Source organism: Hungatella hathewayi WAL-18680 (assembly GCF_000235505.1).
Taxonomy (GTDB): Bacteria; Bacillota; Clostridia; order Lachnospirales; family Lachnospiraceae; genus Hungatella_A; species Hungatella_A hathewayi_A.
Genome location: NZ_JH379029.1, coordinates 432,505 through 452,660 on the forward strand (window position 1 = coordinate 432,505; position 20,156 = coordinate 452,660).

Consider the following 20,156-nt stretch of genomic DNA (forward strand, 5'->3'; position numbering starts at 1 on the left):
CTTCTGTTCACCCACTTAGCTGTTCATCTCCACACGTCCCGTACGGGCGTAGAATGTCACTAAGTACAGTCCACATAAGCCGACAATGGCATAGACAATTCTGGATAACCATGTCATGCTTCCAAAAAGAAATGCTACCAAATTAAAATCGAAAAATCCAATCAGCCCCCAGTTTATCGCACCGATGATGCTGATGGTCAGAGCTGTGCAGTCTAATGCTTTATTTCCCATGGCTCTACCTCCTTTTCTAACCATAGTATGGACATAGATTTGGGAAAATATACAATATTTTTTCATTCCTGGATTTTCGATAATATCTCCTGCTCATGGCTGTCAAACAGGAGTTTTTTATTGTACTGGAAATACCGCTCGCAGGAGTAATTCTGGAGATAATGCACACTGGCATAGCTGGTATTTAACCCGGTGATGAACACCACCATCTCCTGGCTGTCGCCGAAGGCGGCTTCCATGAAATCAAACCCATGCTCCAGCATTTTCCCGGCCAGATTGAAGGCAGTCTCGTAGCGGTCGCTCTCCTCCCCGAACAGCACTTTCAGACGCTGCCAGACCTCCCCCTCTCTCACGAGATGCTCGGTCTTCAGGGTCTGGAGGTATTTCTCCAGTATTCTGATTAACTTCTGATATCTGCGGTCCTCCGCCCGGTTTAACAGTTTCGACTCTTTCTTGTAGTCCCGCTCTACCACCACGCCGGACAGCAGCGATTCCAGCTTCTCCTGGGCATCCGTAAGGGGTACAATCCCCCGCTTGACATCCGGCGATGTCATATCCTTCATCGTTCTGACACGCAGCTCCTCCGGTCCATGCTCCGCCCGGTTCTTCTCCGGGTCCATCTGCTGGAGCACGCCCTTCAGCATTTCCAGCAGAGCCTCCTTCTCCACCAGAGCTTTGAACACGGAATCCAGCTTGGCCTGCAGAAGGCTGATGACGCTGACCTTCTCGTCAAACGGCGCACTGGAAAGTTTGTCGCAGGTAGATTCCCGGATGACGCCCGACAGTATCTCCTCCAGCCGGTAATCATCCTCATATTTATAATACAGTTCCAGATAATTGGCGAAATCCTTGGCAATCTTGGCGTGCTGGATATACTGGAAAATCACATCCCGGTCCACCGTCTTCTCCAGCTTCTCATAGACCTCCATGAGTCTCGACAAATCCTCCCACCCACGTGGCGTCGCAAACAGCTTGCCATCCACCGTGGTCTCAATCTGGCAGAAATACTGTTTCTTCACCTCCAGATAGGAGAGGATAGCCGGATGGATATTCACCTGGCTGGCATATTCCCTCCACACCGCAAAATCAGGCTCCACATAAATCAGCTTGATTCTGTCCAGGGTCACAATGTCAAACTCCCGCACCGATTTATTATATTCCGGCGGATTCCCCGCCGCTACAATCACCCAGCCCTCAGGAATGCTGTGGTTTCCGAAGGTCTTGCACTGCAAAAACTGAAGCATGGTGGGCGCCAATGTCTCCGACACGCAGTTTATCTCATCGATAAACAGAATCCCCTCGTGAAGCCCGGTCTGCTCCATCTTCTCATAGATGGCCCCCACAATCTCGCTCATGGTATATTCCGTCACCGAATACCGTTTGCTGTCATATATCTTCTCCTCGATATATGGCAGGCCGATGGCGCTCTGCCTGGTGTGATGGGTGATGGTGTAGGACACCAGCCCAATCTGGCACTCCTGGGATATCTGCTCCATAATCTGGGTCTTCCCCACACCTGGCGGCCCAATCAGAAGCACCGGCCTCTGCCGGATAACCGGAATGGCATAAGCGCCATACTCATCCCTGGTTAAGTACGCTTCGATCGTATTCTTAATCTCTTCCTTTGCCCGTTTAATGTTCATCGCTATTCTCCATTTCTATACTTTCCGCTGGTCCCACGTGAGTGGGACTCACCATACTTTCCTCCGAACCTGCGTGAGGGGGACTTTCTATCTCCTCCGGCTCCAATATCAGTTTGATGGCCCATGGCGGCACTGATACGTCCGTATATTGCTCCTTCATAAACACAAATGCCGTATCATACACCGGTCTTCTCACCGGATAAATTCCCTCTCCATCCGTGAAATACAACAGCCCCCGCAGTTTTCGAAACGCTCCCTGCTCCCGCAGCCGGTTCACATACTCAAAAGCAGGTCGAAAATCCGTCCCACCTTTTCCGATAATCGTAAAATCCCTCATATATGCATCCATCTCATCCTGGCTGGTAATCACCTTGTCCGACTGTATCTTGTCGTCGCACTGGATGATATGAATATTGATCTTCTTAAAATAGGTCTCCGATTCACAGAGCACCGTATAGGTCTCCTCCAGAAACCGCTTCACCAACTCCCCGGAACAGGACATGGACGTGTCAATCACAATCACAAAATCCTCAATCCGGTATATCTCCTTCGTCTCCAGCGGCTCAATCAGCGGCATATTGCCGTACATAGACAACCCGTAGGTATAATAAATATAATCAAAGGAGTCCTCATCCACCTGAAGCTCCTCCCGGAGTACCGAAAATTTGCGCAGGAACTTCTTATAATCGTACCGCTCCCGGTTCTCAATCCGCACCTGCTCCATGAGACTATCCGCATTCTCCGCCGACTCGCTGGCCATGCTCTCGATCTGCGTCTGCATCTTCTCCCGGTTGTCATTCCATTTGTTCTGTCTCGGCTGCGCCTGCTTTCTTGTATCATCCTCATACCAGCGGGCATGATTGTCCACATAGAACTCCGCCGTCAGCCGGTTATACTGCTTCTCCGTCAGATTCATCTTCTTAAGAGCCGCATAAATACCTTCCGCGGTCAGCACTTTCATCTCTTTTCCCAAACGCAGATAAGTCTCCCTGCGAAATGCGGACTGGGGCCGGTGAATACATTTTTTATAAAGACCGTCAAGCACGGACTCCATGGCGATGTCACAGGCCAAATCCCAGTACTCCTTCTCCCGCTCTCCTCTGGTATCCATGTGGCAGAACAGACAGTGAAATACCATATGGAGATAGGCTCGGTTTACATAACTTCTACCCTGCCGGTAAAGCCGAAACAGATAATCCGGGTTATAATATATCACAAACCCATCCGTCCCAATCCCTGGCGTTGCCGCCGCCTCAAAGCCCAGACTGCTTAAGGAGATATCCAGAAAATGCATATTCAGATAAAGCTCATTTCTCGCATCATACAGAATCTGGGTACACAATTCTACCGTATCCAATTCCATCAGCTGTTGATGTCTTTTCGGGTCAATCATCCACCCACCTCCTGTTCTCTCTATTTCTACAACTCAAACCGCCGCTTTCCAACCGGCCGCTCCGTCTCGTGCCCATCTTCCCCGGCGCCGTCAAACTTCTTATGCCGGAAATCCATCAGATAGCTGAGCATCGCCCCGTCTCCCAGTTTCCCGGCCGTGGCAATCATCTGCGCCAATTCACCTCTGTCATAGGCCAGCTGCTCCGTCACCCAGCGCAGCTCCTCCATGCTCTCCCGTCTCATCGCCCCGGCCGCCGCCTCTTCCCGGTGTGCCTCCAGATACTCCCGGTAAGCCGTCCGGTGTTCCTCCGCCAGCCCATAGGGGAAACGAAGCCGCCCCAAAGCCAGCCGTATCACCAGCTCCTCATCCTCCTGTACCTGGACATTTGGGAACAGACTGTCATACCACAGAAACTGAAATTCCGACTGCCGGAAACAGTACCGGTACTGATGCCCGCACCCGTGCATATGGGTCTCCAGAATTCTGGCCGGCGTATTCTCCACCGACTCCTCAAAAAATTCCGGAAACACCAGTCTGGCCTCCTGCTTCCCGTGATAATCCACAAACAACGTCTGCCGAAGCTCCGCCAGCACCTCTTTTAAGCAGGATTTCTCCCCCTCCTCCACTCTCACATCCAGATACCGCACTCCGATACACCCGGTCAGCGTCCCCGCTCCCCAGTCCAGAGTCCGGCTGCTAAACGACAGCTTCTCCAGATTCCAGCAGTTATAAAATGCATAGGCCCCAATCTTCACAAGCCCGTCAGGCAGGTGTACCTCTCTCACCCGTTCCCCTGAAACTTCCGGGCTCTCCGTCCACGCTTCCTCCTGTCCGCTCCAGACTCCGTCCTCCAGCTGCCTTGCATTTGCCGAAAAGATATAAGCCCCCAGTTCCACCACCGGCATTCCGTCAATCGTCTCCGGTATCACAGCCACCGAATCCAGACTTCTGCACCGCAGTATCTTCACTCCGCCGTCCACGCGGCGGTATAAAAAGTATGTCGATGTAAAATCCGCCATCCTGTCTCCTCATAATACTTTCATACTAAACAAAAAAACCTTACTTACATCTTACCATAAAAAGTAAGATGTAAGAAAGTTTTATTGTTATCATTTACTGCCAATTTCTGACTCTTTTTATGAATACAACACATCCTCCAGGCTTCTCTTCGGCACATAGTGCACCTGGTTCTCATCGCGGTAGTAGGTGGTGTCCCCATTTTCCCCTACCGGAACCACTTTTACCTCTTCCTTCGGCTTGCCGAGGGCCAGCACCAGCTCGATAGAATAGCGCTCCTGGTCGATGCCCAGCGTCTCCGCCAGTTTAGCTCTCTGCACACTTCCAAGCATGCAGCCGCCATAGCCCTTTTCCACAGCGCCCAGCATCATGGTCTGGGCGGTGATTCCCGACTCAATGGCCCGCTTCGGTCCCATGGTTAAATCGCTGAGTATCACAATATAAGCGGCAGGCCGCTCCCCCTCCACCGGGCCGTCCCAGTCTTTCAAGGCGGCCGCCCAAATCAGGCTGGGATAGATCCTGGCGGCGTCCTCTCTGGTGTGGTAGATGGCAAACTTTAAAGACTGGGAATTGGCGCTGAAGGCGGTCATTCTCCCCAAATCCACCAGCTCTCTCAGCTCCTCCTCCGTCATCCTCACATCCTCATCAAACCGCCGGTATGTACGGCAGGAATACACAAGTTCTTTCAGCATATGGTTCTCTCCCTTCTCTGACTGGCCGTCATCGTTCCTCTTTAAAATTTCTGCCCGCATTTCGGACAGTACTCAAAATCTTCCGTCGTCTCGTAGCCACAGTTACCGCAGCATTTTTTCTCCGTCCATCCATTTTCCTTCCTGCGGCCGGATTGTACCAGCGTCAGGCTGCTCTCTGTGATGTCCACCAAATCTCCGCCGGCAATCCTCTTTCCCAGCTCCTGGGACATCTCATACAGGGTGTCACAGCAGGACATTCTGACGTAATAATGGCGGTTCCATTTGAATATAGGAATGAAAAACAAACTCAGGCAGGAGTATGTCATAAACACCTGATACCGCCCATAGCCCCCGCATTGGGCACAGATAACCGTCTTGGAATATGGAATTTCCTTCGTTCTGGTATCAATTCCGCATATAAAAAACATGATTGTCCCGGCTCCTTTTTAGTTTTCCGTCTCAAACGGATAGGATACGCCCAGCTGTCTGCGGACCTCATCCATCTGTCTCATAATTTCCAGCGTCTGCTCATGAGGCATCTGCGGACATTCCGTCCAGCCATTTCTGACAGCCTCCACGCAGGCCATCACCTCGTACTCATACCCGGATATCTGTGGCGGACACGGGTACTCGGCAACCATCTTCCGATCTACATTATATACCTGGATACTCTCAAAATTGTTGATATTCTCCACGATGATATAACCCTTGGAACCGTAGATCATTCCCTTTCTGTCGCTAAGCGACATGATACCGCTGCACAGCTGTGCCATTCTGCCGTCCTTATAAAAAATGGTAATGCTGTTCTGGGCATCCACACCCTGTTCCGTCTTCACACAGCCGGCCTGTATCCTGTCAATCTCATCCCCCATAACAACCGACGCAAATGTCAGGGTATACACGCCCACATCCAGAAGCGCGCCGCCAGCCAGCGCCGGACTCTGAATCCGCTCCACACCGTCAATCAGATAATACAGATTGGCCGTCACCGTGGAAACCTTGCCAATCACCCCTGATTTTATCACGTCCTGAAGCGTCCTCACCATCGGCATATAGCGCACCCACATGGCCTCCGTCACCAGCAGATTCCGCTCCTTCGCCATGGCAAACACTTCCCGCGCCTGGGCTTCATTTACCGTAAATGCCTTCTCACACAGCACATGCTTCCCGTGCTCCAGACACAGCTTGATATGCTCATAATGATGGGAATGAGGCGACGCCACATAGACAAGGTCCACCTCCGGGTCTTGCACCATCTCCTCATAGGAGCCGTAAGCCTTCTCAAACCCGTACTCTCCGGCAAAACTCTCCGCCTTTTCCTTCGAGCGGGAGGCAACGGCATAACTGTTCACCCACTTCATCTCCCTGATTGTTTCCGCCATGGTGCCTGCAATTCTGCCGGCGCCTAAAATTGCCATATTCATTGATTTCATACATGACCTCCTGTCATTTTTGTCACATTAAAATGCGGGGATTTTTATAATACAGGTTACGTACATCCGTCAATAACTTGCCGCCATGCTTCACTCCCTCCATAAAATCGCCGCCATCCAGTTCAAATTCAAGAATATCACCTACCCGTAAATTCTCTACTTTTACAAACCGGGCAGAAATCCACTGCTGCTCTACATCCCACCGGTCAAGTTTTTCTGTATTTCGCCCCTTCTTTAAGTCCTCTACCGATATTTTCCCTTTTATTTTATAATAATAAGCGTCGCCTTTGGGAACCCTGTATATCTCAGTAATAACAGCCCGATATACCCCCTTTTCATCCGGTGTCAGTATTCCACAGCTTGGCAGGAACCTTTTAAGGGCATCCACAAAATGCAGACTGCTTGCCGTTGTAATATTCAATTTTCCAAGTTCCTTATACAGCGTATCCAGACCTTCTAAATCATTTATCATAACCGCCTGAGTTCTTTCCAATGGTTTACATAAATCTCCAAACGTCAATGGCGGAACCAAAACAGGTTTCACATATTTCCCCAAAGCCCAGGCAGCCCCCATCTCAATCAGGCAGAACGGACTTTTTAAATATTCCGGCGTAATGAGAAAAATAACGGCTTCACATCCCCGAAGCTCCTCGCGTATTCTATTGATAAAATCCTCGCCAATACCAAGACTTCCCTTTTTCGAAGAACAGAAAATATCACTGATTCCCATTCCATCGTGCAGAAAATTATAAAATGCGTCAATTAACTCCGCGTCCTTCGCCGCATGACTGATAAATACCTTATTGCTCATAAGAATATCCTCTCTTTTGTAAGATAATGAATCCTGATTCTATTTTAATATAAATCCCCCTGTTCGTCCACCAGATTAACCGCCAATCTGTGATTCCCTGCATCCTTCTATACAATCCCGTTCAGCTCCTGATACAGCGACTTTGCATAGCTGTCCGTCATTCCGCAGATATAGTCCGTCACCAGCAGCAGCCTGAGATACAGCTTCTCCTCCTTTGACTTCCCCTCTGAATAAATCTTATAAACCTTTTTATAATTATCCGAAATCAGCGACATCATTTTCTCCTGAACCGCCTTTAACCTGGTATCCGTGTCATAATAAACCGCCGCATCCACAAACTTGTCCAGCAGAAAATTAAATATCGTCTCCGCCGCAATCTCCAGCTTCAGAATCGGCTTCGAGATAAACGCATACCGGTAAGCGATATCCCCCAGCGCCTTCATCAGCAGATTCACATCGGTCCCTTCCAGCAGCTCCGCCCCATAGGTCCCGTTCATGATCTCGCCGTAATGGCTGGTAAATCCATACGTCGCCCCACCGATGGCCTGTCCCTGGACACTGACCACCCAGTTTTGCACCGCATACAAATCCGGCCTGGAATACTTCTTGTCCAGCGCCTTCTGATACCGCTCCTCCAGCCAGCTGACCACCGCTTTATATTTCTCGCTCTGCTTCTCCGGCCGATAACCTTTGAGTTCCGCAACCAGCTGCTCATAGGTGATGCATCCCTTCTTCACCGCGTCCTCAATATCTGCCGTGCGGTAAGCGATATCATCCGCCGCCTCCAGAATAAACGCCAGCGGATGCCGCATTCCATTGGCCCCCGTCGACATTTCCACATCCTGAAAATTCTCTCTGTCCGCATAGAAATATCCCATCTTTTTATCCTTGATATTCCCGCTTTTCGGATTCATCTCCAGTGAAGACCCCGGATATTTGATAATGGCCCCCAAAAGCCCCTTCGTCAGATTCATCCCATGCTCGTCCACCAGAAAATGCAGCTTCGTCACCACCCTGAACGCCTGTGTATTTCCCTCAAAATGGTAGAAATCCTGCACCATCTGCTCATTCAACAGCTCCACAACCGGCGTCCCCTCGAACTCAAGCCTGTCTAAATTTTTCTTAAACCACTCCTGAATAGCCGTCTCCCCAAAGTGACCAAACGGCGGGTTCCCAATATCATGAATCAATCCCGCACACTGCAAAATATCACAAATCGCCGCCTTATGTTCCAGCGTAAACGTTTCGTCCTTCACATTTTTCCGAATACTCTCCGAAATATTCTGGCCCAGCGACTTGGCAAACGACGACACCTCCAGGGAATGGGTCAGCCGCGTTCTGATAAAATCACTTCTGTCCAGAGGAAACACCTGGGTCTTATCCTGAAGCCTCCGAAACGAAGCGCTCCCGATAATCCGGTGATAATCCTTCTCAAACTCCGACCTCAAATCCGAAGCCCCCGCCTTCCTCACAAAACTCCTGATTCTATCCTCACACAACAACGTATCCCAGTCCATGGCCGCCTCCTTATCCGTAACTTATCCGTAACAATATTACTCCCCTCTATTCTAATACACTTCCCCCTCCACATCAACTAAAATCCCCATTTCCCCCACGCCGCCACTAATTCAACACAGCACAAAAGGCAGGTTTTCACCTGCCCCATTCCGTGCGATCTTCCATCATTCCTGTACCAGCGTTCCTTTCAGTGGAAGCCACTGTAATACCTTTTTTATCTGCTCATCCCAATAATCCCAGTTATGAATGCCGGGACTCTCATCATAAGTCAAATCAACCTTTAACTCTTCCAGCCGCTCACGCGCCGAACAATTAAGGGAATAGAGGAAATCCTCCGTTCCGCAACACTGATAGAATCTCGGAAGCTGTACTCCCTCCTTCTGTCGTTTCCTGATGAGCGCAAAAATATCGTTATCCGTTCCCTCTACCGGCTTATCGCCAAAGACATCCTTCATATTCATGGCCGATGGTGCGCCGTCAACCGTTTCGTTATATAATGCCGCGATATCCACCGCCCCCGACAGACTGGCCGCGCAGGCAAATCTCTGAGGCGTTTCAAGCGCAACGCGGTAGGAACCGTAACCCCCCATCGACATTCCCGCAATAAACGTGTCCTCCCTGCGTATCGAAACCGGAAACATGGCATTGATAAATGCCGGAAGTTCTTTTGTCATATAGGTAAGAAATTTCGCTCCATGAGCCATATCTACATAACAGCTGTTGGTCACGGAAGCGCAGACCACCGCCAGTTTATATTTCTGTGCAAACCGCTCAATACCGCTGTTCCTCGTCCACACGGTGGCATCCCCAAAAGCGCCATGAAGCAGGTAAAGCACCTGATACCGCTTATCTTTCTGATAATAGGGTGTGGAGTCCGGCAAAAAAGGCTCATCAGGCGTAGGTATTACCACCCTGATATCCGTATTGGTAAGCAATGAAGTAGAAAACAGTTTGATATCAAATAATGCCATAATATTCTCCTTTCCATAGGCAAAGTCCCGTTGTAATCAGGTTCCGTCAGTACGTCTTTTTTGAATTGCATCCATGGAAATCGCAAACAAAAGCAGCGCTCCCTTTATCACCTGCTGCATATTAGAGTTAACCCCCATCAGTATCAATCCGTTGGCAAGAATACCGATAATCAATACACCGATAAACGAATTTATCATACTGCCGTTACCACCGCCAAACGTGATACCTCCCAGACAGGCGGCTGTCATACAGTCAAACTGGTAGTTGGACCCGGCGGTAGCTGTCGCGCTGTTGGTTCTGGCCAGCATGACAATCGTACCGATGCTGGTAAAGAACCCACACAGTCCGTAGATGATAATCCGCACCCGGATAATGTTAATGCCGGCGAGACGGGCCGCCTCCTGGTTTCCTCCCAGCGCATAGACCTCTCGGCCAAAATAAGTTTTAGAAAGCAAAAACCATCCCGCAATACAGACAAGAATCAGGATAATAACCGAAACAGGAATCTGCCCGATTCTGCCCTGCCCAAACCAGAGAAAGCTGGCAGGCATATCATAAATCGGATAACCGTTGGTGACCACCAGGGCCAGCCCGTTCAGAATCAGCATGGTACAGAGTGTGATCACAAACGGCGTTACCTTCAGCGCCGCCGCAATCGCCCCGTTGATGCATCCCAGCAGAATGCCGACCAGCATCCCAAGAAGGATTGCCACCGGAACCGGGACCTTGGCATAGACCATCATGGCCGCCATCAGCAAGCCGTTGCAGGCCACCTGTCCCCCCACGGAAAGGTCAGCGCCGCCCGAAATCATGACAAAGGATACACCGGTCACCACAATACCGTAGATTGCCACCTGTTGCAGCACATTCATAAGGTTAGCTGGTGACAGAAACACCCTCTGTGTGATTGCAAAAAACAGAAATACGGCAGCGAGTATTGTATAGGCGCCAAATTTTCGATAAAAGCTCCAGAATTTTTCTCCCATTATGTTTACCCCATTCTAATTATTGCCTGACGCCAAATTCAGCACGTGCGCCTGACTAAACTCTTCTCTAAGTATAATTCCTGCCTGTCTGCCCTCGCTGATTACAACGATTCTGTCAGACATGCCCAATAATTCCGGCATATCGGAGGAAACCATCATAATCGAATGCCCTTCCTCCACCAGCTGATTCATAAGCTGATATATTTCCTGCTTGGCGCCCACATCGACTCCCCTTGTCGGCTCGTCAAAAATCAGGATACGCGTATTCGCAGCCATTGTTTTTGCCAGAACTACCTTCTGCTGGTTCCCGCCCGAAAGATTGCCCGCAAGCTGATTGGGCGAATGGGTGCGTATATTAAGGCGCTCAATATAGTCATTCGCAATTTCTTTCTCTTTCTTCTGATCTACAACGCCCAAATGGCTGATGCTTTTGAGCGTGGAGATCACACAGTTCCAGCGGATGCTCATCTTGAGAAACAGCCCGGTGCGTTTGCGGTCTTCCGGAATCAGTCCTATCCCCTTTTTCAGCGCGTCGCAGGTATCCTTCACACGCACCGGTTTTCCATCCAGGTATATTTGTCCGCCCTCCAGTCGGTTCGCACCGTATATCACATTCATAAGTTCAGTACGCCCCGCTCCGACAAGCCCTCCAAAACCCAGTATTTCTCCTTTATGAAGAGCGAAATTAATATCCCGGACACCATTTCCTGTCAGATTCTCGACTCGCAGCACTTCCTCACCGATTTCCGCCTTCCTGCCAGGATAGCTTTCTGTCAGCTTGCGCCCGACCATTAAATTGACAAGCTCCTGCCGGTCCGTCTCCGCTATATCCAGCGTTTTTATGTATTCCCCGTCGCGCATGATGGAGACCCGGTCCCCTATCTCAAACAGTTCTTCAATCCGATGTGAAATGTAGAGAATCGTGACACCGCGCTCTTTCAGCCGTCTGACAATTTTAAACAGCAGCTCCACCTCGTTCACCGTAAGCGGAGCGGTGGGTTCGTCCATAATCAGGATACGCACATTCCGGCTGACCGCCTTTGCTATCTCCACAATCTGCATATAAGCCGGCGTATAACTGCCCACCGGACGGTTCGGATTGACATCCACACCTAGATCGTCAAAGATTTCCTTGGCCCGTTTCGCACGCTCTTTCGTATTGACAACCAAACCACTGGTATGCTCGTTCAGATAGACATTTTCCGCACAGGTCATCTGGGGGATAAGATTGAACTCCTGATAGATAACCTCCACACCTTTATCTTTTGCAAGCTGGGGTGTGAGACTGGTAAATTCCTCCCCGTCAATCTCAATAACCCCTTCATCAGGCCGGATTGCACCGGCAATGCATTTAATCAGAGTGGATTTCCCCGCTCCATTTTCCCCCAGCAGCGCATGCACTTCTCCCTCCCTAAATTCCATCGAGAGGCGGTTAATCGCCTTGACCCCGGGATAAAATTTGGAAAGCGTCTTGATTTTCAATATGCTCTTATCTGTCACAATCCCTCTCCTATTTCTCCGTATTCACCTTTGCAAGCTCCTTATAATAATCATCATAATAGGTAGTCAGGTTCTCTCGCGAAACCGGGTAATTCAGGGCCGCCCAGTCATGGGGATAGCTTTCGCCCTCAAGCAGGCCAATGGTGTGCTCCGCAAGGTTTCTTCCCTGGTCGCCCATCCATATCTCGCCCTCATAGCAGCTGTCCGCCTTGTTGAGTTCGCTCAATACCTGCTCCGAAAGCGCTGAGCCAAACACCGCAAACTCTCCATACACCGCCTTGCCCGCCGCCTTCGCAGACTCCAGACCGATAAGTGAGAATGCATTGTGCATAGCCACAATACAGTGCACATCCGGATACTGCATCAGCAGCGTATCCACGTCAGCCCGCACCTGGTCGGTAGAACTCAAAATGACTTCCCCTACACATTCGCCCTCCGGCAGAAGCTTTGCCATGCCTTCCACCACACCTCTTGACTTATCGGCAGTTGCAGGTGTCGTGTTGTTGGAAATGCAGATATACTGCCCTTTTCCGTCATAATGCTCTCCCATCCATTCGGCCGCCATCTTGGCAGTCTGATACCCCACATCGTAATTGTCCTGCATCAGCCAGTGATGGTAATACTTAATCTCCGCCGAAGCCGAAACCACAAGCACTCCCTGCTCCATGGCCTTCTTCAATGCCAGGTCACAGGTCTGGTCCTGGGCCATAATCACGATAGCGTCGATCCCGCCGGCCACCCAGCTCTCAATTGCGGTAATTCCTCTGGTAGCATCGCTGTTCACTCCATCCGAGACAAATTCATAACCCGCATCCTCAAATATCGCCTTGGCATCCTTGATGATACCGTTATAAAACTCACTGGTCGTATCAGGCACAATCAGCCCTACCTTATTGACCTTCTCATTCTTTGGCGTCCATGAAATCACCTCGTCCGCCGCCATCTGCACATAGTAATCCGGTGAATCCTTGTCTTCCGATAATGCCTCTGCCGATGTGACATCCGCAGAACCGGAAGATACTTCCTCCTTGCTGACCTTGGATTCGCCTGCGGCGCTGCCACATGCAGTCATAGAAATTGCCATCGTCCCCACCAACATCAATGCTAATAACCTTCTCATTCTTTCTCCTCCTCTTTTGCTCTTATCATTCCGGCGATTTTCACCCGCCGTATATCACAGGTTTCATGTGTTACAGAGTTTCGCAGCTTCATCCAGCTTTTTTCTTAAAAATACATTTGCATCGGATATATCGCTCTGCCATGCAGCGCCTCCGGTATACCAGAACTCCCCCACGAAGGCCCGCACTCCCAGCCTCATCGCGGCACAGGCACAGCCTGTAAAATCCACATGGCCGCATCCATAAGGGACCTCCCTGAATTCTCCTGGGCGGGTTTCCTTGAGATGTACCGCCGACAGATGACCGTATCCCAGTTTCATGTCAGCTTCCACACTGCCATCCTGGGCCTTGGCGGCGCAGGTCAGATTTCCGATATCCGGATAAATCTGAAGCCAGGGATTATTGATATACGTCACCTCTCTCATCGCTTTCCCAACCGTGTTCATAAACGGCGTTTCCATGGTTTCAAATGCCAGCGTCACGCCGTATTTCGCAGCCATTAATACTGCTTTTTCCAAATTGCTCTCAAACCACCGCCTTGTATTCTCATCGCCCGGTTCATAGTAAACATCATATCCCGCAAGCTGTATGACCCTGACGGACAGACGGCTTGCCAGTATGACCGCCTTTTCCATAATCTCCATGCTTTGGCGGCGGATTTCCTCATCGGGATGACCCATGGGAAATCTGCGGTGTCCTGAAAGACAGATGGAGTGAATCGGAACGCCCAGCTCATACACCGCATCCGCCAGCTGTTTCACTTCCCCCGGCGTCCAGTCAAGGCGTGCCAGTTTTTCATCGCTCTCATCAACCGACAGCTCCATATAATCAAATCCCGTCTGTCTCGTCACCGCCAGTTTTTCTCTCAACGTCAAACGGTTTGGCATACTTTTTTCATATAATCCCAAACGGTAAGTATCTGTCATCGATATCACTCACCCCCTCTGCCCATAGTAGGCCGAAGAACCATGCTTGCGCTGATAATGCTTGTCCTGTATCCACTGCGAAGCCGGCTGCGCACTGTGGTGAATCTCCCGTGTCAGAACAGCCATCTTTGCCACTTCCTCCATTACCACCGCGTGATATACCGCGTCCGCCGCATCCTTCCCCCAGGCAAAGGGTCCATGGCTTTGGCATATAACCCCTGGCATCTGCCCGGAATCAAGGTTCCGGCCGCGAAAGGTCTCTATAATTACGACCCCCGTATTTTTTTCATAATCCCCATCTATCTCAGCCTGTGTAAGCCCTCTGGCACATGGAATCGCGCCATAGAAATAATCGGCATGAGTTGTCCCATAGCAGGGAATATCCAGCCCTGTCTGCGCCCAGGCCACCGCATATGGACTGTGGGTATGTACAATCCCATTCACCGCAGGAAACGCCTTATAAAGCTCCAAATGGGTTTTCGTATCGGACGAGGGATTTAATGCCCCGGAGACGATTTCCCCTTCAAAATTCAACACAACCATATCCTCAGGCCGTAAATCATCATACGCAACCCCCGAAGGCTTTATGGCAAACACGCCCGCCTCACGGTCGGCCTCCGACACATTTCCCCATGTGAGTGTTACAAGGTCGTACTTCACAAGCATTTGATTTGCGCTGCACACCCGTTTTCTTAACGCTTCGTATTCCATGGCCGCTCCTTTACCACATAAACCGCCGCCTGTGCCGCCTCCCGGTTCGCTGCCAAAATACAGTCCTGCTGCGAGCCGTTATAAATGACAGCATTGCTGGGTCCCACACCTTCATCCACCGTAATAATTTCAAATTCCTGTTGTTCCCTGTTGTACCGCACCACAAACAGCTGTTGTTTTCCCCTGCGGCATCCCCCCACAAACACAGGCTGGCCGCCAAGAATCCCCGCCCTGACCACATGGTAAAACTCCGATGTCTCAGGATGTTCAAAAACTTGTATCCACTGGCCTTCCACGCATTTATAAATACGGAAATACCTTCCGTGAAAAGCCTCTATGGCCGCAATCTCCATCTCCCCGTCCCCGTCAATATCTATCAGGTCGGCATCGCCGGTCGGCTGGTTCATCACCTGCTCCACCGACCATTCCCCATCGATATCTTCCGGCGGAGTAAAGAGAAAGATTCCCTGCTCACAGGTCACAAGACCTGCATCATAGCCTTCCTGTCTCACCCGGGCATAACCGTGATTTTGATAAAAATCCTCCCGCAGCGCCGTAAGTTCAACCGGCTGTTTCTCATCGGCTGGCAGAACCGCCGCATAGACGCCGCCCGGCTGGCTCCAGTCCTCCCGCGTCTGCTTATGTGCGGCAAGCGTACAGCAGATAAGCCAGACAATTCCGTTCCTCTCAAGCAGATCAAACCGGTGCAGATATGGGAGCGTGAACAGTTCCTTTACCCCATAGCTGTCCTGTCCATCCAGCCGCACCCAGACCAGGCACGCCTCCTCCCAATCATAAAGCCGGAAGAACTTCTGCACCGCCAGGAACTCCCCATCCCTTCCGGGTACAGGTACCATACTCATCGTCCCGCCAGGCTGTTCCCATACGGATTTGCGTTTCGTAAACGTCTCACAATCCCAGGCAAAACAACTGCCATGATTTTCCGCCGCGAAAAAAACATATGGTTCTCCATCCGCCTCCATCACATTTACCGCATAACAGTGGTCCTGCTGCTCCAAAACCCGTTTCGTAAATTCCATATCAGACACCTCTTATCAAAGGAAGGCGGGGAATGGTAAATCGGTAGGCTGTGTAAAACAGTCATCGAACCCCCGTGGATAGTGATAGTACAGCCGCTCTTTATCATCCGGGAATGTAAACTTCCCGCCCACCTGCCAGATATAGGGCTTAAACGTATATTCCATGCGCTCCCTGCGATACTTGTAGAGCATCATGATTTCAGAAGGATCCGCCTGAAAATTAGACCAGATATCATGGTGGAACGGAATCACCACCTGTGCCTTCAAGGCCTCACCCATTCTCAGAATATCAGAAGCCGTCATCTTATCCGTAATACCCCGCGGATTTTCACCGTAAGAGCCAAGGGCCACATCTATCTTATGCTCATTGCCATGCTTCGCGTAATAGTTTGAATAATGGCTGTCTCCGGAATGATAGATGCTTCCTCCCGGCGTCTTAATCAGATAGTTTACCGCCTTCCTGTCCATGTCGTCCGGCAGGCGCCCCTCAAACACATCATCCGGACTGCCAGCAGTAATAAGAGCCGTGCGGTCAAAAGATTCCAGCGCCAAAAGTTCAACATCCCCTATCTGCACCGAATCTCCCGGCCTGACGGTAATGCATCGCTCTTTCGGCACCCCCCACTCGATCCATCGGTCCGTACAATACTCCGGTCCAATAAATGGAACCTCCGAGCTGCAATTTTGAAGTACGGCTGCCGCCACATTGATATCGATATGGTCATTGTGATAATGAGTGGACACCACCGCATTGATGTCACGGATTGCAAAAGGGTCCATCACAAAGGGAGATACCCGTAAATTCGGCTGCAGTTTTTTCCCTCCACACATCCTGGCCATCTGGTGCCCCGGCGCCATGTATGGATTCTTATGCGTACTCTTCCCCGTTCCACACCAGAAGTCAACACAAAGGTTGGTATCCCCCTCCGTCTTAATCCAAAGGCCGGTACAGCCCAGCCACCACATGGCGAAGGTCCCGGTTTCCACCTTCGTGTTCTCAATTTCCTCATTCAGCCAGGAGCCCCATTCCGGAAATGTGTTCAATATCCATGACTCTCTTGTAATTTCCTCCACCTTACTCATTCTTATAATCCCCTTTTATGATTGTTTTGTGAACTTTTTATTGCTCATTTTCTCTTATGCCTTCAGTATATATTCTTTTATTTCTAAATTCAACCTGAAATATATCATAATTTCAACTTAAAACTTTGTGCAAAGTTAACAAAAGAATCTTTTATGTTCTTTTTATGATTGTTTTTCAACATCCACTGTGCTATCATGGGATTACATTCATAAAAGGAGGTTTTATTATGTCATCCATCCTTGTAATAGACACGGGAACGTCCAGCATGCGCGGAATATTGTTTCATGAATCCGGTAACATCCTGCTTAACGAACGCCGTAAATACTTTATGACAGTAAATGAGAATGGGGCCGCCGAGCAAAACCCTGCCGATTTTGCAGGATGCTTGACAGATATCTGCACGGCCTGCCAGTCATTTGCCGCCCGGGAAAAGGAGACTATCGCCGCGCTGGCTTTCACCTCCCAGCGCTCTTCCATTCTACCGCTGACAAAAGACCGAAAGCCCATGGGCAATGTAATCACCTGGTATGATAAGCGATCGGCCGATATCTGCCAGGAAATTCAGGAGAAGTACGGGAATGAAATTTATGATATCTCCGGCGTGAGGCCGACTCCGGTCCTGTCCGCCCCCAAAATAACGTGGCTGAAAAGGAATCGCCCTCATATCTATGAAAAAGCGGACAAGATTGTCGGAATTCACGACTATCTGATATTCCTGTGCACGGGGCGGCTTGTCACGGATGTCACATTAGGCAGCCGCACCTGCTTCATGGATATCCGCAAGCTCTGCTGGTCCTCTCGCCTGTTGGAGCTCTTCGGGGTGGACCGGGAGAAACTCTGTGAACTGCTCCCTCCCGGCTCTACCGCCGGCACATTAACATCCGGCTTTGCCGGCGCCACCGGACTTCCCGCTGGCACTCCGGTCATTTCAGCAGGGGGAGACCAGCAGTGTTCCGTGCTGGGCCAGGGTTTATTTCACCCTGGTGAGACAGGGGTAACCACCGGAACGGGGGCATATCTTTCCATGGTTTGCGACACGCCGGTCTTTGATTCCCTCCGCCGGGTAAATGTAAGCACGGCCGTAACCGCCGGCCAGTGGATACTGGAAGCCAGTACCATGTCTGCCGGCTCCGCCTATGACTGGTTTAACCGTCTGTTCTGCTATGAGCCGGGACAGCGTTATCCCACGGAGCAGATAAACCGTGAGGTTTCGGAGAGTATGCCAGGTGCGGGAGGGGTATTAATGCTGCCAGATTTGGCAGGCAGAGGATGTCCTGATTGGGACGACTGGGCGCGCGGCCTGTTTTACAATTTAAGCCTTTCCACAACCCGGGGAGACTGTGCCAGGGCCGTGCTGGAAGGAATCGCTTATGAAATCGCAGAATGCCATAAAGTTTTATGTTCGATTTCGCCTAAAACGGACAAAATAAGGTCCACAGGCGGACTAGCAAATATTACCAAATTTAACCAAATGCTCACCGATATGATTGAATTTCCAGTGGAAAGATGTATAATAGAAGAAACAACTGCTATCGGCGCTTTCCTCGTTGCCACGCAGGCGCTCGGGTGGTTTGCTTCCGCAGAGGAGGCTTACAAAGAGCTGTATAGCGATGCAGAAAATGTGCTTCATTTTGAGCCAATACCGGCAGAGGTTCAGCTATACGGAGAACTCAATGCGGTGCGTAAACAGTTAGTACAATCTCTGCCAAACCATAACCTCATTGGTCAATTGATGAAGTTACGATTATAATTGTTGCAGGGAGAAAAACACATGAAAAATAACAGAGGCGCTATTCAAAAGCGGCAGATGCAGTTACTGCATTATCTGAAAGAAAACGGCTCCGGTGATGTGGCGCAGATGTCCGAGCTGCTGGGCGTTTCTCCAATCACAATTCGACGGGATTTAGATGAGCTTGCCAGCCGTTCCCTTGTCACCCGCTATTTTGGCGGTGCAAGGTACCTTCAGGTTGAGGAAGACGAGGATGAACCGGCGTATCTTGAGACGACGACCAGGCACCTTGAGCAGAAACGCGCTATCGCTCAGCGGGCCGCCCAATTGCTGGAGGACGGAGATATTGTATTTATCAATTCCAGTTCTACCGCTCTTCTCATTTACCCATATATACAGGCAAAATCCATTATGATTGTGACGAATAACGGCCGAAGCCTTTTAGCACAGCGCGCCAGCGGGGTGGAACTTGTTTTGACCGGTGGAGAGGTTTACGGAAACAAGCAGTCGTTAGTCGGGCAGTTTGCACTGGATACCCTGGCCCGCATCACTGCCACCAAATGTATCTTAGGCGTAAGCGGCATCAGCGTAAAAGGCGGCATCACCAGCCGGATCATACAGGAAACAGCCATCAACCAAATGATGCTGAACCGCTGCAGCGGCTCGAAAATCGTAGTCGCCGACAGCACGAAAATAGGTGTTGAGCACAATTTTTTCAGCGGTAAAATCGGAGATATCAACCGTCTCATTACCGATACGGGCGCCGGTGCGGACATTCTCGAGGACATTCGAAGTGCGGGCATTATTGTAGATACGGTCGCTCCGTTAAGCAGCATATAAATTAAAATATCCCAGATCGAACTCACAATAAAAGCACAAAAGGCAGGTTTTCACCTGCCTTTGTGCTTGTCTTTTCTCTTCTGCTGTTTCAACTCAAACTGCCGCTCCTTCTCCGCTTCCTTCCGCTCCCGGCTCACGGTCTTTCGCTGCAGTTTGCACTGCTCCTGCTGTAATTTCAGGGCCTGCTGGGACTTTGTTCCGGGGCCGGTGGTTTCCAGCTGCTTTTTGATATCCCGCTGCATCCGCTTCGGATTTATCCTTACATCCGCCCGGCCGTCCGCCTTCACCGGCGGGCTGAACCGCAGGCGGTCCCAGTTTTGCAGCAGAAACTCATACACCTCATAATCCTTTGGCTCTGCCCCAAATGTAATTTTGCAGACCTCCAGCTGATTTCCCTGAATCCGCTCATAAATCCCGACCCAGAAAATGCCGTCAAAAAATACTGTCAGCTTATTTTTTTGCATCACAAGCTCTCCTCACTTTCGACAGCAAAGACCGGACAACCGAGGAGG

20 protein-coding genes are annotated in these 20,156 nt (G+C 50.4%); 2 read left to right on the forward strand and 18 right to left on the reverse strand.

Features of this window, described 5'->3' with window-relative positions; genetic code table 11:
* Nucleotides 1-15: 15 nt before the first annotated feature.
* The 17 genes from HMPREF9473_RS22765 to ulaG form a co-directional block, all read right to left on the reverse strand.
* Complete coding sequence (locus tag HMPREF9473_RS22765; RefSeq protein WP_006782579.1) at nucleotides 16-231, reverse strand: DUF378 domain-containing protein; 216 nt, start codon at nucleotides 229-231, stop codon at nucleotides 16-18.
* A gap of 62 nt (nucleotides 232-293) precedes the next feature.
* Nucleotides 294-1,874 (reverse strand): AAA family ATPase, encoded by a 1,581-nt coding sequence (locus HMPREF9473_RS22770; RefSeq protein WP_006782580.1) that lies wholly within the window; start codon nucleotides 1,872-1,874, stop codon nucleotides 294-296.
* Nucleotides 1,864-3,267 carry a vWA domain-containing protein gene (locus HMPREF9473_RS22775; protein ID WP_006782581.1) on the reverse strand — a complete coding sequence of 468 codons (1,404 nt, stop codon included), beginning with the start codon at nucleotides 3,265-3,267 and terminating at the stop codon, nucleotides 1,864-1,866. The genes HMPREF9473_RS22770 and HMPREF9473_RS22775 overlap by 11 nt, the downstream gene beginning before the upstream one ends.
* Before the next feature lie 26 nt (nucleotides 3,268-3,293).
* Nucleotides 3,294-4,286: a hypothetical protein gene (locus HMPREF9473_RS22780; protein WP_006782582.1), complete on the reverse strand. Its 993-nt coding sequence runs from the start codon at nucleotides 4,284-4,286 to the stop codon at nucleotides 3,294-3,296.
* Between the two features lie 117 nt (nucleotides 4,287-4,403).
* Nucleotides 4,404-4,976: a nitroreductase family protein gene (locus tag HMPREF9473_RS22785; RefSeq protein WP_006782583.1), complete on the reverse strand. Its 573-nt coding sequence runs from the start codon at nucleotides 4,974-4,976 to the stop codon at nucleotides 4,404-4,406.
* Between the two features lie 41 nt (nucleotides 4,977-5,017).
* Nucleotides 5,018-5,404 carry a zinc ribbon domain-containing protein gene (locus HMPREF9473_RS22790; RefSeq protein WP_006782584.1) on the reverse strand — a complete coding sequence of 129 codons (387 nt, stop codon included), beginning with the start codon at nucleotides 5,402-5,404 and terminating at the stop codon, nucleotides 5,018-5,020.
* Between the two features lie 18 nt (nucleotides 5,405-5,422).
* On the reverse strand, nucleotides 5,423-6,400 hold the full coding sequence (locus HMPREF9473_RS22795; protein WP_080568932.1) for a Gfo/Idh/MocA family protein: 978 nt from the start codon (nucleotides 6,398-6,400) through the stop codon (nucleotides 5,423-5,425).
* 31 nt (nucleotides 6,401-6,431) lie between these two features.
* On the reverse strand, nucleotides 6,432-7,220 hold the full coding sequence (locus tag HMPREF9473_RS26580; protein ID WP_006782586.1) for a toll/interleukin-1 receptor domain-containing protein: 789 nt from the start codon (nucleotides 7,218-7,220) through the stop codon (nucleotides 6,432-6,434).
* Nucleotides 7,221-7,327: 107 nt separating this feature from the next.
* The gene (locus HMPREF9473_RS22805; RefSeq protein WP_006782587.1) at nucleotides 7,328-8,737 is read right to left on the reverse strand and encodes a deoxyguanosinetriphosphate triphosphohydrolase; all 1,410 of its coding nucleotides are present in this window, start codon (nucleotides 8,735-8,737) and stop codon (nucleotides 7,328-7,330) included.
* 165 nt (nucleotides 8,738-8,902) lie between these two features.
* The gene (locus HMPREF9473_RS22810) at nucleotides 8,903-9,709 is read right to left on the reverse strand and encodes an alpha/beta hydrolase (RefSeq protein ID WP_006782588.1); all 807 of its coding nucleotides are present in this window, start codon (nucleotides 9,707-9,709) and stop codon (nucleotides 8,903-8,905) included.
* A 36-nt stretch (nucleotides 9,710-9,745) separates the two neighbouring features.
* Complete coding sequence (locus tag HMPREF9473_RS22815) at nucleotides 9,746-10,582, reverse strand: ABC transporter permease (RefSeq protein ID WP_242830883.1); 837 nt, start codon at nucleotides 10,580-10,582, stop codon at nucleotides 9,746-9,748.
* 129 nt (nucleotides 10,583-10,711) lie between these two features.
* Nucleotides 10,712-12,196 carry a sugar ABC transporter ATP-binding protein gene (locus HMPREF9473_RS22820; RefSeq protein WP_006782590.1) on the reverse strand — a complete coding sequence of 495 codons (1,485 nt, stop codon included), beginning with the start codon at nucleotides 12,194-12,196 and terminating at the stop codon, nucleotides 10,712-10,714.
* A gap of 10 nt (nucleotides 12,197-12,206) precedes the next feature.
* Complete coding sequence (locus HMPREF9473_RS22825) at nucleotides 12,207-13,316, reverse strand: sugar ABC transporter substrate-binding protein (protein ID WP_006782591.1); 1,110 nt, start codon at nucleotides 13,314-13,316, stop codon at nucleotides 12,207-12,209.
* A gap of 63 nt (nucleotides 13,317-13,379) precedes the next feature.
* Complete coding sequence (locus HMPREF9473_RS22830; RefSeq protein WP_006782592.1) at nucleotides 13,380-14,240, reverse strand: L-ribulose-5-phosphate 3-epimerase; 861 nt, start codon at nucleotides 14,238-14,240, stop codon at nucleotides 13,380-13,382.
* Nucleotides 14,241-14,249: 9 nt separating this feature from the next.
* The gene (locus tag HMPREF9473_RS22835; RefSeq protein WP_006782593.1) at nucleotides 14,250-14,951 is read right to left on the reverse strand and encodes an L-ribulose-5-phosphate 4-epimerase; all 702 of its coding nucleotides are present in this window, start codon (nucleotides 14,949-14,951) and stop codon (nucleotides 14,250-14,252) included.
* The gene (locus HMPREF9473_RS22840) at nucleotides 14,933-15,991 is read right to left on the reverse strand and encodes a hypothetical protein (RefSeq protein WP_006782594.1); all 1,059 of its coding nucleotides are present in this window, start codon (nucleotides 15,989-15,991) and stop codon (nucleotides 14,933-14,935) included. The genes HMPREF9473_RS22835 and HMPREF9473_RS22840 overlap by 19 nt, the downstream gene beginning before the upstream one ends.
* A gap of 15 nt (nucleotides 15,992-16,006) precedes the next feature.
* The gene (ulaG, locus tag HMPREF9473_RS22845) at nucleotides 16,007-17,074 is read right to left on the reverse strand and encodes an L-ascorbate 6-phosphate lactonase (RefSeq protein ID WP_006782595.1); all 1,068 of its coding nucleotides are present in this window, start codon (nucleotides 17,072-17,074) and stop codon (nucleotides 16,007-16,009) included.
* Between the two features lie 227 nt (nucleotides 17,075-17,301).
* Here ulaG and HMPREF9473_RS22850 point away from each other — a divergent pair, with 227 nt between their 5' ends.
* Nucleotides 17,302-18,825, forward strand: a complete 1,524-nt coding sequence (locus HMPREF9473_RS22850) for an FGGY-family carbohydrate kinase (RefSeq protein ID WP_006782596.1) — start codon at nucleotides 17,302-17,304, stop codon at nucleotides 18,823-18,825.
* 21 nt (nucleotides 18,826-18,846) lie between these two features.
* Nucleotides 18,847-19,644, forward strand: coding sequence for a DeoR/GlpR family DNA-binding transcription regulator (locus tag HMPREF9473_RS22855; protein WP_006782597.1), 798 nt, complete (start codon nucleotides 18,847-18,849; stop codon nucleotides 19,642-19,644).
* A gap of 50 nt (nucleotides 19,645-19,694) precedes the next feature.
* Here the strand turns inward: HMPREF9473_RS22855 and HMPREF9473_RS22860 are convergent, their stop codons facing one another.
* The gene (locus HMPREF9473_RS22860) at nucleotides 19,695-20,108 is read right to left on the reverse strand and encodes a YjdF family protein (RefSeq protein ID WP_006782598.1); all 414 of its coding nucleotides are present in this window, start codon (nucleotides 20,106-20,108) and stop codon (nucleotides 19,695-19,697) included.
* Between the last annotated feature and the right edge of the window lie 48 nt (nucleotides 20,109-20,156).

Coding starts and splice junctions, on each gene's coding strand:
- HMPREF9473_RS22765 (WP_006782579.1), bottom strand. CDS start 231: ATGGGAAATAAAGCATTAGACTGCACAGCTCTGACCATCAGCATCATC.
- HMPREF9473_RS22770 (WP_006782580.1), bottom strand. CDS start 1,874: ATGAACATTAAACGGGCAAAGGAAGAGATTAAGAATACGATCGAAGCG.
- HMPREF9473_RS22775 (WP_006782581.1), bottom strand. CDS start 3,267: ATGATTGACCCGAAAAGACATCAACAGCTGATGGAATTGGATACGGTA.
- HMPREF9473_RS22780 (WP_006782582.1), bottom strand. CDS start 4,286: ATGGCGGATTTTACATCGACATACTTTTTATACCGCCGCGTGGACGGC.
- HMPREF9473_RS22785 (WP_006782583.1), bottom strand. CDS start 4,976: ATGCTGAAAGAACTTGTGTATTCCTGCCGTACATACCGGCGGTTTGAT.
- HMPREF9473_RS22790 (WP_006782584.1), bottom strand. CDS start 5,404: ATGTTTTTTATATGCGGAATTGATACCAGAACGAAGGAAATTCCATAT.
- HMPREF9473_RS22795 (WP_080568932.1), bottom strand. CDS start 6,400: ATGAATATGGCAATTTTAGGCGCCGGCAGAATTGCAGGCACCATGGCG.
- HMPREF9473_RS26580 (WP_006782586.1), bottom strand. CDS start 7,220: ATGAGCAATAAGGTATTTATCAGTCATGCGGCGAAGGACGCGGAGTTA.
- HMPREF9473_RS22805 (WP_006782587.1), bottom strand. CDS start 8,737: ATGGACTGGGATACGTTGTTGTGTGAGGATAGAATCAGGAGTTTTGTG.
- HMPREF9473_RS22810 (WP_006782588.1), bottom strand. CDS start 9,709: ATGGCATTATTTGATATCAAACTGTTTTCTACTTCATTGCTTACCAAT.
- HMPREF9473_RS22815 (WP_242830883.1), bottom strand. CDS start 10,582: ATGAATGTGCTGCAACAGGTGGCAATCTACGGTATTGTGGTGACCGGT.
- HMPREF9473_RS22825 (WP_006782591.1), bottom strand. CDS start 13,316: ATGAGAAGGTTATTAGCATTGATGTTGGTGGGGACGATGGCAATTTCT.
- HMPREF9473_RS22830 (WP_006782592.1), bottom strand. CDS start 14,240: ATGACAGATACTTACCGTTTGGGATTATATGAAAAAAGTATGCCAAAC.
- HMPREF9473_RS22835 (WP_006782593.1), bottom strand. CDS start 14,951: ATGGAATACGAAGCGTTAAGAAAACGGGTGTGCAGCGCAAATCAAATG.
- HMPREF9473_RS22840 (WP_006782594.1), bottom strand. CDS start 15,991: ATGGAATTTACGAAACGGGTTTTGGAGCAGCAGGACCACTGTTATGCG.
- ulaG (WP_006782595.1), bottom strand. CDS start 17,074: ATGAGTAAGGTGGAGGAAATTACAAGAGAGTCATGGATATTGAACACA.
- HMPREF9473_RS22850 (WP_006782596.1), top strand. CDS start 17,302: ATGTCATCCATCCTTGTAATAGACACGGGAACGTCCAGCATGCGCGGA.
- HMPREF9473_RS22855 (WP_006782597.1), top strand. CDS start 18,847: ATGAAAAATAACAGAGGCGCTATTCAAAAGCGGCAGATGCAGTTACTG.
- HMPREF9473_RS22860 (WP_006782598.1), bottom strand. CDS start 20,108: ATGCAAAAAAATAAGCTGACAGTATTTTTTGACGGCATTTTCTGGGTC.